This window comes from Acinetobacter sp. UBA1496, assembly GCF_002324975.1.
Classification (GTDB): Bacteria; Pseudomonadota; Gammaproteobacteria; order Pseudomonadales; family Moraxellaceae; genus Acinetobacter; species Acinetobacter variabilis.
In genome coordinates, this window is the sequence record NZ_DCRI01000054.1 from 1 (window position 1) to 13,756 (window position 13,756).

12 protein-coding genes and 2 tRNA genes are annotated in these 13,756 nt (G+C 43.4%); 4 read left to right on the forward strand and 10 right to left on the reverse strand.

Features of this window, described 5'->3' with window-relative positions; genetic code table 11:
- Positions 1–62: 62 nt before the first annotated feature.
- The 4 genes from B3143_RS06125 to B3143_RS06140 form a co-directional block, all read right to left on the reverse strand.
- Positions 63–139: transfer RNA gene (locus tag B3143_RS06125), tRNA-Asp, on the reverse strand.
- A 30-nt stretch (positions 140–169) separates the two neighbouring features.
- Positions 170–245 (reverse strand) — tRNA-Val (locus B3143_RS06130).
- Between the two features lie 501 nt (positions 246–746).
- Complete coding sequence (gene elsL / locus B3143_RS06135; protein ID WP_286739850.1) at positions 747–1,259, reverse strand: cell wall-recycling L,D-carboxypeptidase ElsL; 513 nt, start codon at positions 1,257–1,259, stop codon at positions 747–749.
- The gene (locus B3143_RS06140) at positions 1,256–1,693 is read right to left on the reverse strand and encodes a YbaN family protein (RefSeq protein WP_034701955.1); all 438 of its coding nucleotides are present in this window, start codon (positions 1,691–1,693) and stop codon (positions 1,256–1,258) included. The genes elsL and B3143_RS06140 overlap by 4 nt, the downstream gene beginning before the upstream one ends.
- A gap of 88 nt (positions 1,694–1,781) precedes the next feature.
- On the opposite strand from B3143_RS06140, the gene B3143_RS06145 reads away from it, so the two are divergent.
- The 3 genes from B3143_RS06145 to dapE all read left to right on the forward strand — a co-directional run bounded on the left by B3143_RS06145 (position 1,782) and on the right by dapE (position 4,182).
- Positions 1,782–2,657 carry a DUF1853 family protein gene (locus tag B3143_RS06145; protein ID WP_286739852.1) on the forward strand — a complete coding sequence of 292 codons (876 nt, stop codon included), beginning with the start codon at positions 1,782–1,784 and terminating at the stop codon, positions 2,655–2,657.
- Positions 2,658–2,772: 115 nt separating this feature from the next.
- Positions 2,773–2,922: an entericidin A/B family lipoprotein gene (locus B3143_RS06150; RefSeq protein WP_004784975.1), complete on the forward strand. Its 150-nt coding sequence runs from the start codon at positions 2,773–2,775 to the stop codon at positions 2,920–2,922.
- Positions 2,923–3,045: 123 nt separating this feature from the next.
- A complete protein-coding gene (gene dapE, locus B3143_RS06155; protein WP_034701961.1) occupies positions 3,046–4,182 on the forward strand; it encodes a succinyl-diaminopimelate desuccinylase in 1,137 nt (378 codons plus the stop codon).
- 58 nt (positions 4,183–4,240) lie between these two features.
- On the opposite strand, the gene B3143_RS06160 is transcribed toward dapE, so the two are convergent.
- The 6 genes from B3143_RS06160 to pilG all read right to left on the reverse strand — a co-directional run bounded on the left by B3143_RS06160 (position 4,241) and on the right by pilG (position 12,821).
- Positions 4,241–4,699: a hypothetical protein gene (locus B3143_RS06160; RefSeq protein WP_034701963.1), complete on the reverse strand. Its 459-nt coding sequence runs from the start codon at positions 4,697–4,699 to the stop codon at positions 4,241–4,243.
- The gene (locus B3143_RS06165; RefSeq protein WP_034701965.1) at positions 4,700–9,217 is read right to left on the reverse strand and encodes an Hpt domain-containing protein; all 4,518 of its coding nucleotides are present in this window, start codon (positions 9,215–9,217) and stop codon (positions 4,700–4,702) included. It abuts the gene before it with no gap.
- A gap of 168 nt (positions 9,218–9,385) precedes the next feature.
- Positions 9,386–11,455 (reverse strand): methyl-accepting chemotaxis protein, encoded by a 2,070-nt coding sequence (locus B3143_RS06170; RefSeq protein ID WP_286739855.1) that lies wholly within the window; start codon positions 11,453–11,455, stop codon positions 9,386–9,388.
- Positions 11,456–11,501: 46 nt separating this feature from the next.
- A complete protein-coding gene (locus tag B3143_RS06175) occupies positions 11,502–12,038 on the reverse strand; it encodes a chemotaxis protein CheW (protein WP_004784984.1) in 537 nt (178 codons plus the stop codon).
- Between the two features lie 5 nt (positions 12,039–12,043).
- Positions 12,044–12,412, reverse strand: a complete 369-nt coding sequence (locus B3143_RS06180) for a response regulator (RefSeq protein ID WP_004784985.1) — start codon at positions 12,410–12,412, stop codon at positions 12,044–12,046.
- 25 nt (positions 12,413–12,437) lie between these two features.
- Positions 12,438–12,821 carry a twitching motility response regulator PilG gene (gene pilG / locus B3143_RS06185; protein ID WP_004784987.1) on the reverse strand — a complete coding sequence of 128 codons (384 nt, stop codon included), beginning with the start codon at positions 12,819–12,821 and terminating at the stop codon, positions 12,438–12,440.
- Between the two features lie 282 nt (positions 12,822–13,103).
- On the opposite strand from pilG, the gene B3143_RS06190 reads away from it, so the two are divergent.
- Positions 13,104–13,748 carry a hypothetical protein gene (locus B3143_RS06190; protein ID WP_034170199.1) on the forward strand — a complete coding sequence of 215 codons (645 nt, stop codon included), beginning with the start codon at positions 13,104–13,106 and terminating at the stop codon, positions 13,746–13,748.
- The last annotated feature ends 8 nt before the right edge of the window (positions 13,749–13,756 follow it).

Sequence of the window (13,756 nt, forward strand, 5' to 3'; positions counted from 1 at the left end):
GAACTACCGCTGCACTTACACAATGTCGCTATTGTGGCAAACGATTCATCAAGAACTTAAAGTGGCGCAGCGGACGGGACTCGAACCCGCGACCCCCGGCGTGACAGGCCGGTATTCTAACCAACTGAACTACCGCTGCACTATAAGTGTCTCAACTTTGAAAGAAGCTTGGTGGGCGCTGACGGGATCGAACCGCCGACATTCTGCTTGTAAGGCAGACGCTCTACCAACTGAGCTAAGCGCCCTTTCAAATCGACTTCATCGCTTGATGAGGTGCATTATAGAGAATCTTCACAGACTGTCAAACGCTTTTCTGACTGTTTTCTGCTTTTTCGGTGTGAGTGATTAAAAAATAGGTTGATTGTTAAAAAAAACAACACTTTTTGTTTATTTTTTAAGTCTCTACCGATTTTTTAAGAATACTCTCTAAAACTAAAAGCCGGATTTTTACGGTTTTACTCATGAAAATTGAGACCTGAACATGCAACAAACTTCAGTATTGCTGAAAGATTATACAAAGCCTAACTCATCGCAACGTTGTGATCCTGTAATCTTTATTTTAAAAGCTTGCAGCCCTATAAAAACAAATCGATGACTTTTATTGGAGGGCTATAAATCATGTTTCTAAGTCTATTTTTCTATAAAAGTAGAGTACATAGATGATGGATGACCTCATCTACTTTCCCTTATTTAAATAGAAGATATTTCAATTAATTTTAAATCTATTACAAATCTTCTTAGGTCATTTAAACAGTCAGATTCAGAGGCTGTTCTGAAATATAGACCAGCGCATCTTCGCTCACCAGTTCAAACAGCTCGGCCACATCCGTATTCCGCATGCGGATACAGCCATGGGACATTGGAATACCCATCGGCTCAGAATCAGGCGTACCATGAATATAGATATAACGTCGGTAAGTATCACAACCTTCGCCCTGGTTGAAGCCTTCTTCAAGCCCACTTAGCCATAAAATCCGGCTAAGAATCCAGTCTCGCTGCGGGAACTGCTGTGCCAGTTCTGCATTATAAATTTCACCAGTTGCTTGACGGGCAATAAACACACTGTTTAATGGTGCTTGCTGGCCAAAATTTTCAGCGACTTTATGCCAGCCACGAGGCGTCTTGCCACTATTTTCTGTTTCACCAATACCATTCTTACCCGTAGAAATCAGGTACTGCTTATTATATTTTGGCAAATATAGTTTTTGTTGGGCGAGATCAATCAGGATTTCTGCCTGATCCAGCTGCAAATGGCTCATGACTTCTCTTTCTCTGTCTTGATGATTTCTAGTTCTACTTTCTTTGTGGCTATGTGTTCTGGATGGATTATGTCCTGAACCGGTTCAGGCCGACGCCATAACCAGATCGCCACAATCAGCATGGTCACATCAGTAAAGATTTTAACTGCCAACGGTGCTGTCGTAAATAACATGATAATACCACTGATGAACATCATGATACTGGCCAGCCATTTGGCCTTGCGTGGCACAGTGCCGTTAGCACGCCAAGCTCTTAAAGTCGGGCCATATTTTGGATGATTTAGCAGCCATGCATCCATCTGTGGCCAGCCTTTGGATGCCGCCCAAGCTGCCAGAATTAAAAATACTGTAGTTGGCATGCCGGGCAAGATTGCGCCGATAAAACCCAGTACGACAAACAGTACGACCAGGCTTCGCCAAAACAATATTTTCATAAATCGATCCTACCCACAAAATTAGGGGTAGTATAAAGTGTTTTTAAAATCTGTCCGTTGTATTTGTGCACTTTTCACAGGATGTGCTATGCCCTTTTCCAGTCTAAATCACAATCTTGTAGAAGTATGGCAATATTATCAGCATCCTTTGGTACGGCAACTGGCCTTTGCTGTTGGCAGTCCAAACCTTCTGTCTCAAATTCCAGCCGAACTTGAAGTCGTCCATGCTTTCGAATTACATGATTCTGAGACTTGGCAACATCACCTGCAAAATTATCATCCACGTCTGAAATATCTGGATCAGCATCCAGAAGAGCTGGAGCAATTCGTGCAGCAGCTTAAAAGCACCCGGTTGGGTCTACGTTTTGAAATGCTGGTCTGGTTCTGGCTGCTAGATGATGCTTATCACCCTTATAAACTTTTAGGCCATAGCATTCAGAAAATTGACGGTGCTAAAACGCTAGGTGAACTGGATTTTCTGTTACTCAATATAAAGACAGGCCAGACTGAACACTGGGAAGTGGCGCTGAAATACTACCTCGCAGAAGCCGATTTTAGCCTGCCAAACTGGTATGGCCTGAACCGTACCGATACTTTGATCCGTAAAATGAAGCATTTTACCCAGAAACAATTTCAGTTTGATGAGGCTCTGGATCAGCAGATTGAGCAGCGTTTCTGCATGTTAAAAGGCCAGCTTTATCTTCCAGTGCATCGGGCAGATCAGACATTACCTGGCTGGGTCAATACCCAACGTCGCATAGGCTTATGGGGCCAGCAGATTCCCGACCCAGCGGCTAATTTCTATCGTTTGCAGCGTCATGAGTGGATTTATCCTAATGCTCAGATCAGTAGTTCAAGTCCCTATTGGTGGACAAATGGACTTTATAAAAAGGCTGATCAAGAGGATTTTTATATGTATCGCAGCCCGCTTCTACTACCCTTTCCTGTGCATAAACCCTTTTAAAACATTACATTTATTAACCGAAGCACTATGAAAACCACATATTTTTTATGTCGTATATTTTCTAATCTTAGTTCCACATCATAATAATTTTATTATCGATAATACGGAGATGATGATGAAAAAAATTCTTGCTGCTTCATTGGTAATGGCTTTTGTTTTAACTGGCTGTAACACTGTAAAAGGTGTGGGTAAAGACGTTTCTAAAGCAGGCGAAGCTGTAACAGGCACTGCAGAAAAAACTTCTGAAGAAATTCGTCAAAACTAAACTCTTTCTAGCTTCTCCACAAACCCTATCTCAGATAGGGTTTTTTTATGTGGAACATTCACATTACAGGCCATATTCGCCTATCATAGAGCCGACAAATTTATCGACTTATGAATTCACCATATGACATCTTCCGCGACTCTTGATTTAAGCCTGCAATTATTACGTCAGCCTTCTGTGACCCCTATTGATCATGACTGCCAGAATATCATGGCAGAACGTTTGAAGAAGGTGGGTTTCAATATTGAATCAATGCGCTTTGAAGATGTTGATAATATTTGGGCGCGTAAAGGTACTGAAGGCCCGGTTTTCTGTTTTGCTGGCCATACCGATGTTGTGCCAACCGGCAACCTGGATGCCTGGAACTCTGATCCTTTTGCGCCAGAAATTCGTGATGGCAAGCTTTATGGCCGTGGTAGCGCCGACATGAAAACCGCTTTGGCTGCGATGGTTGTAGCCACTGAACGTTTTGTCGAAAAATATCCGAATCATAAAGGCTCAATTGCCTATTTGATCACTTCAGATGAAGAAGGTCCATCGATCAATGGTACGGTAAAAGTGATTGAAACTCTGGAAGCCCGTAACGAGAAAATTACCTGGTGTCTGGTAGGTGAACCATCAAGTACCGACAAACTGGGTGATATTGTCAAAAATGGCCGTCGTGGTTCATTGAATGCCAACCTGACTGTCAAAGGCAAACAAGGTCATGTGGCTTATCCGCATCTTGCTGTGAATCCAATTCATACAGCATCTAAAGCCATTGCGGAACTGTGCGAAACAGTCTGGGATAATGGCAATGAATACTTCCCTGCGACGTCTTTCCAGATCTCAAATATCAATGCCGGTACCGGTGCAACCAACGTTGTTCCGGGCACCATGAATCTGCTGTGCAACTGGCGTTATTCAACTGAAGTGACTGCTGAAGAACTAAAAGCACGTATGCTGGAAATTCTGGATCGTCATGGTGTGGATTATGAGATTTCATGGACTTTATCTGGCCTGCCCTTTCTGACACCAGTAGGTGAACTGGTGAATGCCGCTAAAGATGCCATTTTAACTGTGACTGGTACTGAAACTGAATTATCAACTTCAGGCGGTACCTCAGATGGTCGCTTTATTGCACCTACCGGTGCACAGGTGCTGGAACTCGGTGTACTGAATGCCACGATCCATCAGATTAATGAGCATGTCGATATTGCGGATCTTGAACCACTGGCTGAAATTTATGAGCAGATTCTGGTGAACCTGTTAGCCAATTAATCACCAGATGTAAAAAAAGGAACTCTTATGAGTTCCTTTTTTTATACATTCAAAAGAATTATAGACCGATTGAAGACTGGATATGGCTCATTTGCGGAATGTGAAATAACTGATCCCCCATACGCACATACTGGAATACTGCTGGGTCAGTCACTTGCTGATCGGCATCAACCACTTCAGAAATACGCAGACGAATGGTTTTCGGCATTTCATTGCACATCAGGGCAAAACGCTGATGCACCTCATCTCCTTCAATCACCAGCGCCACACCACTTTTACGTGTTGGATCATTAACTGCATAAACCGGTAATTGCGCATCATGCCATTCAACCACTTTAACCTGGGTATCACTATCCAGCGCAGACAGGACAATATTTTGCGGTAACAGCATTGGATCTTTGCCGTAACAGTCAATGATATAAGCATCAATAAATCCGGTAGATACCGTAATTAAATGCTGAAGTTCCTGCTGGCTAATCTGATCAGCCATTTTGGCATTAGTCGTATTCTGACTCATTTATGACCCCTGTTTTTCAGCAATTAACTGTTGAATGTTCGCCAGTAATTCAGCTTCCTGGAACGGTTTACCCATGTAGTGGGTTACGCCCAGACTGAAGGCACGTTCACGGTGTTTCTCACCGGTACGCGAAGTAATCATGATGATTGGCAGGTCACGGTGAATATCGTGGTGACGAACCAGGTTCGTAACCTCGAAACCGTCCATACGCGGCATTTCAATATCCAGCAACATCAGATCCGGACGGACATTTTCAAGCTGCTCAATCGCATCCACCCCATCTTTGGCGGTGACAATATCATAGCCCTGACGCTCAAGCAGACGCGAGGTCACCTTACGAACAGTCACCGAGTCATCCACGATCATCACCAGACGGCGAGCACTGCCAGAACGTGAACCATCACGTTGATCCTGCATGTGTTTCACACGCTGTGTACCATGGATCTGACGGGCAATATTCTGACCATCCAGAATCAGACAGACCTGACCATCACCAAGAATCGTCGCACCGGTCACTACACCAATATTGGCGAATTGGTGGCCAATTGGTTTCACCACGATCTGTGCACGTGAACCGACAAGTTGATCGACTAACAAGGCAATGGCTTGACCACTGTTGCCTTTTATCAGCAATACTGGCAATGAATGCACCACATTATTCAGACGTGGAATTGGCTGATTCGATACGAATTCAGACAGGTAACGCAATTTGTAATTAACGCCATCAATCTTGAAGAAATCGTCTTTACTGTTGAAGTAAGTTTCCAGAGTAGATGGTGCAATACGTACAATACGGTCGATTTGTGCCAGAGAAACGGCATATTGCTGATCGCCCACTTTTACCATCAAGGCATCACTGACTGCTACAGTCGTCGGTACGCGAATGGTGAAGGTTGTACCTTTGCCTACTTCAGAGCTGACAGATACGTGACCGCCCAGCGACTTGATCTCGCTTTGTACTACATCCAGTCCGACACCACGACCTGAAATCTGGGTTACAGATTTAGCGGTACTGAAGCCCGGGTGGAAAATGAATTGCAATAACTCTTCCGAATCCAGGGTCTGATCTTCTTTGATCAGGCCTTGGCTCAGTGCTTTCTCACGAATCTTCTCAGCATCGATACCTTTACCATCATCACTAAATGAGACGATAACATCTGTACCTTGACGGCTGATATTCAACAGGATTGAACCGACTTCTAGTTTGTTCAAGGCAATACGGTCTGCTGTATCTTCCAGACCATGGTCAATCGCATTACGCAGCATATGTTCGAATGGCGTTACCAGACGCTCCAGAATATTACGGTCTAATTCACCTTCACTATTCTGAACAATCAGTTCTGCCGGACGGTTCAAGGTCGTAGACGTCTGACGTACGATACGTTGTAAACGTGGCAACATCCGATCAAACGGTACCAGACGGGTACGCATCAGGCTTTCCTGAATCTCGGCCTGAATCCGTGATTGTTGTAATAACAAACCTTCAGTTTCACGAATCTTGTCAGATAGAGTGCTCTTGAAGTCAACCAAGTCCGAAGCAGATTCCGCAAGCGACTTGGACAACTGGTTCAGTGACGAATATTGGTCCATTTCCAGCGGGTCAAAGTCTGCATAACGCGAGTTGTCTGAACCGTGTTTGGCAATAATTTGAGATTCCAGCTCGCCTTCCATTCGGCGCAACTGATCCGCCAGACGCTTGATTGCCAGTTCCATCTCGTTCAGGGTATTGCCAAGTTGGCCTAAGTCCATCTCGATACGCGAACGGTTAATCGCATTCTCACCTGACAGGTCAATCATCTTCTCAACCAGATCAGCAGAGATACGGATCATCTCGTGGCTGGTATCGGTATTACCGGTATCGACCCACTCACCCATCATACGTGGTGGCTCAGTACCATCACCTTCGACAAACTCGAAGCTATTTTCAGTGACCAGCGTTTCTGTTTTAGCCAGACGTTCCGGCAGCTGCGCAGTAACATCCACATAAGCAATCTTTTTCAGACTGCTTTGGATCTGTTCAAAATTGCTATAGTCACGCTGGAAGATAGCTTGTCTTAACCAGGCCAGTGTTTTTTGCAGCAAGCCATCATAAGCATTCGAGTTAAAGTGATATACCGCAAACTGTTCGAATGTGGTTTCCAGTTCATACGCAATGCTGGCTACCTGTTCGTTTTCAATCATGCGCGCACCACCCTTGATACTGTGGGCAGCACGTTGTAATTGAAGCAATAAGCTACGGTCACTACGTTGATCAAACCATTGGTTCAGCAGTTTTTCGGTATTGTCGAGAATCTCTTCTGATTCTTCCAGGAAGGTTTCTTCAACAATCGACTTCAGTTCATCTTCTTCAGAACGTTCTTCTGCTACAACCTCAACGGGCTCAGTCAAAGTTTCTGTTTCAGTAAGCTCAACTTGTTTATCTTCTAAGTTTAGAGCTGGCTCTAAATCTAAATTTGTGTCTTTTGATGCAATCTCTTCCGATGCTTCATCCGCTGTTTGTTCGGAATCAGCAGTAGCTTCTGCATATTCAAATTCGACAACAGGAATCGATGTTTCTACTGAAGCTACAACAGCTTGACCAGCCACCAATGCCTGAATATTTTGCAGAATCGAAATTGCTTCAACCGCTGGATAATCGATACCTTCATCACGGATCGACTGGATACGGTCAGAAACGTTATCTTGCACCAGACGAATGATTTGAATCAGAGCAGGCGTTACTGCAATCTGCTGACGGATGATTCGCTCATAAATACTTTCCAGTTCGTGCGAAATCGAACCGATATGAGAAGCGGTAATCATGTTTGCACCGCCCTTCAAGGTGTGCAAATGACGCATCAGATTGTTAAGTGAAGTCGTATCATCCTGCTTTTTACTCCAGGTATTCAGATCTTCATCAATACCTACCAGTAATTCATCCGCCTCTTCCAGGAAGATATTCAGTAGATCCTCATCGAAATCACGCTGAGTTTCTGCGCTGTCGATGTACTGGCGTTCAGATGCAATACGCTGGCTTAAAGCAGCAAAGTCAATGCTGGCTGTGGTTGCAGCTTCAAGAATAGAAATTTCTTCTGATACTTGCTCAGCAGGGACATTGTCTTCGGCAAAGATTTCCAGATCCTGCTGTACGAATGCAGCAAGTTCACTCAAAGTTTTTTGCGTATCATCATTTAAAATGACACGCTGGCCTGCTGCCAGGGTATCGAATAAATGAATGAATTCCTGATGTGCCTGGGCAAACAGCTCATAGGCATAATCGCTGTTCAGCAGTACCGGTTTTTCTAGTAAGGCATCATAGGCAGATTTTAAATCTGTCGTAAACTCATGAATACCCAGTGCGGCACGGTTATCTGTATGTGCAAGCAGCTCGGCAGCCTGCTCGCTTAAAGCCTGAATATATTCTGGATAATCGACTTTAGCGCGTTTATCGAATTCAAACTCGGCATCCAGTAACAGGTCAATCTCCAGTTCAACCAGCTTGGTCACCAGACCTTGGGTTTCAACTGTTTCCGTTTCAGTGGCTGCGAAGCCATAATCATTCCAGACACGCTCAAAATTCGCATACACTGCTGCCAGTTTGCTGCTATCACCCTGACGTAATAAATGCAGATAGTCGCTGACAAATTCAGCATACTGAATTAATGCAGCAGTTTCTTTTGAAGTGGAGGCAATTTCATCCTGAAGCAGTGTTTTAAACAGATGTTCTACTTTAGAGCTGGCCTCGAAGATTTCTTCGATCTGTGCCATGGACGAACTGCCGCGCAAAGTATGAATAGCACGAATCAATGCATTATAATCCTGCACTTTTTCATTTTCGCTACGCAAGAACTTAGCAATTGTTTCGAGATGCTCTTCGGCTTCCTCGATAAAGATTGCTACGGTTTCTTCTACATCACTGCGTGCAGCATCTTCACTATCAGCTTCTTCAAGCTCAAATTCTGTTGTGCTTGTTTCTATTGCTGCAGTTGTACCTTGGTCTTCAACTGAATCACCTAGCTCAAGACCTGTGATCTGACCTTCTGCAGTCAGACTGTCTGCCAGTTGCAAGAGTTCTTCTAAAGCCGGTTCAGGTGTCATTTGTTGTTGTAATTGCTGACCTAAAAGCACGACTGGACGCAGGTCAACATCGAGTTCCTGCACCTGTTTGAATTTTGGATATAAAGTAAACTGGTAAATATTCAGTACAGCTTTGGCATACTGTTGAATCGTAGGCGTTAACTGGATTGAACCTGAAAGTACCCGGTTTAAGGTATCTTCCACTGCCCAAGCAATTTCACCCGCAGATTTAGCCCCCACCATACGACCTGAACCTTTCAGGGTATGAAAATGGCGGCGAATGGTTTTCAGGTTTTCCTGATGAGCCGGATCACTCAACCATTCTGGAAATAAAGCATTTAACTCAACGAAAATCTCTTCGATTTCCTCGACAAAAATTTCAAGAATTTCTGCATCTTGATCAAGATAACTGTCTTCAGGAAGCGTTGTCGTTTCAACTAAATTTTTTAATATTTCTTTCATAGCTAATGCTTTTTACGTTGTGCCGCCAAGAAGGGCGCTCAAACTTAATTGTGACCGTCACGCGAGACCTAACCTTATGTAGTCAAGTCCATCTTGTCGAGGCTTTATCTGTATTTCTGAATGTGCCTCAACCTAGGTTAAGGCACACTCCCCTCATACTTGCTGACTTTATTCTGGTAGTTTAAAGTCAGATACAGATTCACGTAATGCATCGGCCATGTTCGCCAATTCAGATACCGAACGTGCTGTATCGAAGGTTGCACTCGTAGTTTGTGAAGTAATTTCCTGTACGACATTCATCGTGGTCGCAATATGACCCGCAGATGCAGACTGAAGTTTCGCAGCATCGGAAATGTTCGCAATCAGTTTTGCCAGGTTATTCGATACCGTTTGAATCTCATCCAGTGCCACACCGGCATCTTTAGACAGGTTCGCACCACGTACAACTTCGGCTGTGGTTTGTTCCATTGAAATTACGGCTTCGTTGGTATCCGTTTGAATGGTTTTTACCAGGCCTTCAATCTGTTTAGTTGCAGATGCAGAACGTTCCGCAAGACGCTGGACCTCATCCGCTACCACGGCGAAACCACGACCAGCTTCACCCGCCATCGACGCCTGAATCGCTGCGTTCAATGCCAAGATGTTGGTTTGGTCGGCAATATCGTTAATCAGGGCTACGATGTTACCAATTTCTTGTGAAGATTCACCCAGACGTTTAATACGTTTAGAGGTTTCCTGAATCTGTTCACGAATCGTATCCATACCTTCAATAGAACGGTGTACAACGTCTGCACCATTTGCAGCAATTTGTACTGAACGTTCCGCAACGACTGCAGATTCTTCCGCGTTGGCAGATACCTGGTCAATGGACATTGCCATTTCGTTAATCGCAGCAGATGCACCCGCAATCTCTTGTGCCTGGTGTTCAGATGCTTCAGCTAACTGGTTGGTAATGCTTTGAGTTGTCGCTGTATATTGCGCAACTTCCTGAGAAGTTTCGGTAATACGAGATACCAAGTCACGTAACTGGTCGATCGCGAAGTTAATCGAGTCGGCGATCGCACCGGTAAAGTCTTCCGATACTGTTGCATATGAACGCAAGTCACCATCCGCAAGGTCGGCAATCTCGTCTAGTAAACGTAAAATCGCATTCTGGTTACGGTCATATTCTTCTTGAAGACGGGTTACACGCTGTTTATCCGATGCACCACGTAGGGTTAACAGGCGGAATACACACAGTAGGAAGCCGATCAATAACAGAATTAACAGTACCGCTGGAACGATTGTTTTCAGACCAGAGTTACCAGACAGTTTGTTTAAGTTATCGAGCAGGGCATCCAATTGCGAGAAAATTGACGCAGATGCCTGACGTACTTTTACGATTTGCGCAGAGTTTTTCAGGATTGTCGCAGATGCTGATTCAAGTACATCATCATATTCCGCTTTGATGCCTTCCAGAGACTCGCGCAGGTTTGGATCAGTAATACGTTGTACGCCCAGTTCAGCAGAACCGTTTAACTGTGCATTTAAGTATGAACCGAAAGTTTCGGTATCGGCACTGAAGTCGTCCGCTGATTCACGTGAACCGTCGTTACCAGTCAATACCAAGCTGATCGAACGTAAAATACGTTCCGCAATGAATACCTGGTTTTTCGCAATGACCACCTGGTTAGACGGCATGTCTTGACGCGCCATCTGGTCGACCATCAAGTTATATTCAGCCTGAATCCCCGGGATGGCTTCACCAATTGCGATGTTGGTGTCATATAACTGGTTAATGATTTTTTGTTGCGATGCAATCAGGTCAATACTAGAAGACACTTCTGCCCACTGTTTATCTACTGCTTGCAGTGCTTCATTATTGGAATGAATATTTTTTACAGTCTCAAGGTTTTCCGCAAAAGCTTTTTGAGAATCTGTCAGTTTTTTCATCGCTTCAGGTGTACCAGAAGCCGTTGCTTCAGTCGCCTGACGAGAAATGGTTTGTGAAAGCAGACGTAAATCACCCAGACTTTGTGTCAGCTGGTTAGCACGTGGCACACTGTAGAAAAGATACAATAAAGTGATGGTTGCCGCTAACAGACAGCCGGCTGCGCCATAAATAAACGGTTTAGACTTTTCACTATCACCAAATACACGTGACAACTGGTCTGTTTGTGATTGAATCTTGGATAAAAAAGTATTGCCACTTTTGCGGCTACCTTCACCTGTATTTTTCTTTTTAAGTTTAAAGCCCATGCAGCCTCTCCCCGATTTACGTCTTTATTACTTTCGTGCGCGACGTTTAATTTATAAATTTTATAGATGCGTTCATAAATTTTGGATTTTGCAACAGACGACTGAATAAGAACACATGCCATTGCTGGTTATGCTGGTGGAAAAATCCCTGACAGTATTCTTGTAAGTTATTATCCAATTCAGTAGTTTTAGAAAAAAAACTTTTCTTATTAAAATGTTGTATACCCAAAACTTGATCAACGACCAAACCGACATATTGGTCATTATGGTGAATACATAATACTTTTTGAGTCGGTGAAAACTGGCTACTCTGTCCTGATACATATTGAGTCAAATCAGAAACTGATAATAACCTTCCCCGAATATTGGCCAATCCTAACACCCATGATTGAGTATTAGGAACTAGCGTATATTTTGGAGGATAGATCACTTCGGATACTTCCCCCAGCGGGGCAACAAAATATTGCCCCATCATCTCAAAAGCAATGCCTGACCATCGGTTGACTTCATTTTCATTAGAAACGTAGTTTTTATTTCCCCGTTTCGCAATGCGAAGCAATTCGATAAATCCATTTGCTGCCATAGAGCTTATCCTGCGTTGAGGTGGTGCTTAATCACTTCAATCAACTGTTTTTCATCTACCGGTTTTGTAAGATAATCTGCGGCACCCTGACGTTTACCCCAAACGCGGTCAGTGGCCTGATCTTTGGTACTTACAATCACAATCGGAATATGCTTGGTGGTTGCACCACGTGCGATTTGACGTGTTGCCTGGAAGCCATTCACGCCTGGCATGACCACATCCATCAATACCAGATCTGGCAACTCAGCCTGAGCCATGGTTACCCCATCTGCACCATTGGATGCTTCAATCACCTCAAAGCCATGTTTAGAAAGAATCTCTCTAAAACGGAATGTTTCTGTCGGTGAGTCATCTACGATTAAGATACGCGCCATGCCAATTCCCCTAAAAAATCAATTATTAAGCACTAATATGGTTACGGATTGCATTAAGCAATTCATCTTTACTGAAAGGTTTAGTCAAGTATTCATCCGAACCAACAACACGACCTTTGGCCTGATCAAATAAGCCATCTTTACTCGAAAGCATAATCACAGGAATATTCTGATAATTTTGAGAATTTTTAATCAACGCACAAGTTTGATAACCATCTAGACGAGGCATCATAATATCTACAAATACGATATCCGGATTGGCTTCTGCGATTTTTGATAAAGCTTCAAAACCATCTACCGCAGTCACGACTTCATATCCTTCGCGCTGTAGAAGAGTTTCTGCTGTACGACGAATGGTCTTTGAGTCATCAATGACCATAACTTTTAGATTTTGGAATTTATCGTCCATTTTGACCCTTCCCATTTTAGAAACGATGCGCCATAAGGCTCATAGGATTATTTTATTACGATCGATAAACATTTTTAACACAAATCCACTTGTATTATCAATGAACATTTTCTACACAAGTGTGCAAAAATAGCGGATTTCATCAACCATTTCACATTTTTATTTTGTCATTGCTTTTTTTTTGACTGACGGTAGTTTTTAATTCGTGAATTTGAGTCTAATATAGCATTATTATTACTTTAAAATAAGTAATTTAGTCAACTTTCAATTGGGGAGCCAATGATGAGTCAGTTTTCAGAAAAACTTGCTTTCATTGATAAAAATAAAATGACTGGCCAATTCATATTTGCAGTGACACTTTTTCTTCAGGTCACCATTTCATATGCCTCAACTAACCAGCCACCAAAAGCCACCTGGTATCGCTATTATGATAATAAAGGCGTGGCCAATATCAGCACTAACGTTACCCCCAACCATATCCGCTATGGCTATGAGGCACTTGACCAGAATATGCAGGTCATTAAACGTGCACGTCCTTATAATGTCGATAAAGATATTAAACAGGCGCCGCAACGTGCCCAGCAAGCCCAGCGCATCGCAGAAGATCAAAAACTGAAACGTGCCTATACCAATAGCCATGTTGCTCTACAAAAAAAGAATGAAAGTCTGAGCCAACTGAAGAAACAGATTGCCTTTCAGCAAGAGCAGATGAAACAGTTGCAGCAAGACCGGGTCATGTTTGTACGCCAAGAACGTGAATATTTACGTAAAGGCAATAATCCCCCGGCCTCTTTAAAAGCCAACCTTGAAAACAACCAGAAAAACCTGATTTCTCAAAAAGAAAATATTCAATCTTTACAAACTCGCTATCGAAATATGGAAGCGGAATACGACAGAATTATTGCCCGTTTAAAAGCGCTTGAATAAACACAAAT

What these genes read in the sequence shown, in the direction of transcription:
- elsL (WP_286739850.1), bottom strand. Translation starts at nt 1,259, where the DNA reads ATGAGCCATTTGCAGCTGGATCAGGCAGAAATCCTGATTGATCTCGCC.
- B3143_RS06140 (WP_034701955.1), bottom strand. Translation starts at nt 1,693, where the DNA reads ATGAAAATATTGTTTTGGCGAAGCCTGGTCGTACTGTTTGTCGTACTG.
- B3143_RS06145 (WP_286739852.1), top strand. Translation starts at nt 1,782, where the DNA reads ATGCCCTTTTCCAGTCTAAATCACAATCTTGTAGAAGTATGGCAATAT.
- B3143_RS06150 (WP_004784975.1), top strand. Translation starts at nt 2,773, where the DNA reads ATGAAAAAAATTCTTGCTGCTTCATTGGTAATGGCTTTTGTTTTAACT.
- dapE (WP_034701961.1), top strand. Translation starts at nt 3,046, where the DNA reads ATGACATCTTCCGCGACTCTTGATTTAAGCCTGCAATTATTACGTCAG.
- B3143_RS06160 (WP_034701963.1), bottom strand. Translation starts at nt 4,699, where the DNA reads ATGAGTCAGAATACGACTAATGCCAAAATGGCTGATCAGATTAGCCAG.
- B3143_RS06165 (WP_034701965.1), bottom strand. Translation starts at nt 9,217, where the DNA reads ATGAAAGAAATATTAAAAAATTTAGTTGAAACGACAACGCTTCCTGAA.
- B3143_RS06170 (WP_286739855.1), bottom strand. Translation starts at nt 11,455, where the DNA reads ATGGGCTTTAAACTTAAAAAGAAAAATACAGGTGAAGGTAGCCGCAAA.
- B3143_RS06175 (WP_004784984.1), bottom strand. Translation starts at nt 12,038, where the DNA reads ATGGCAGCAAATGGATTTATCGAATTGCTTCGCATTGCGAAACGGGGA.
- B3143_RS06180 (WP_004784985.1), bottom strand. Translation starts at nt 12,412, where the DNA reads ATGGCGCGTATCTTAATCGTAGATGACTCACCGACAGAAACATTCCGT.
- pilG (WP_004784987.1), bottom strand. Translation starts at nt 12,821, where the DNA reads ATGGACGATAAATTCCAAAATCTAAAAGTTATGGTCATTGATGACTCA.
- B3143_RS06190 (WP_034170199.1), top strand. Translation starts at nt 13,104, where the DNA reads ATGAGTCAGTTTTCAGAAAAACTTGCTTTCATTGATAAAAATAAAATG.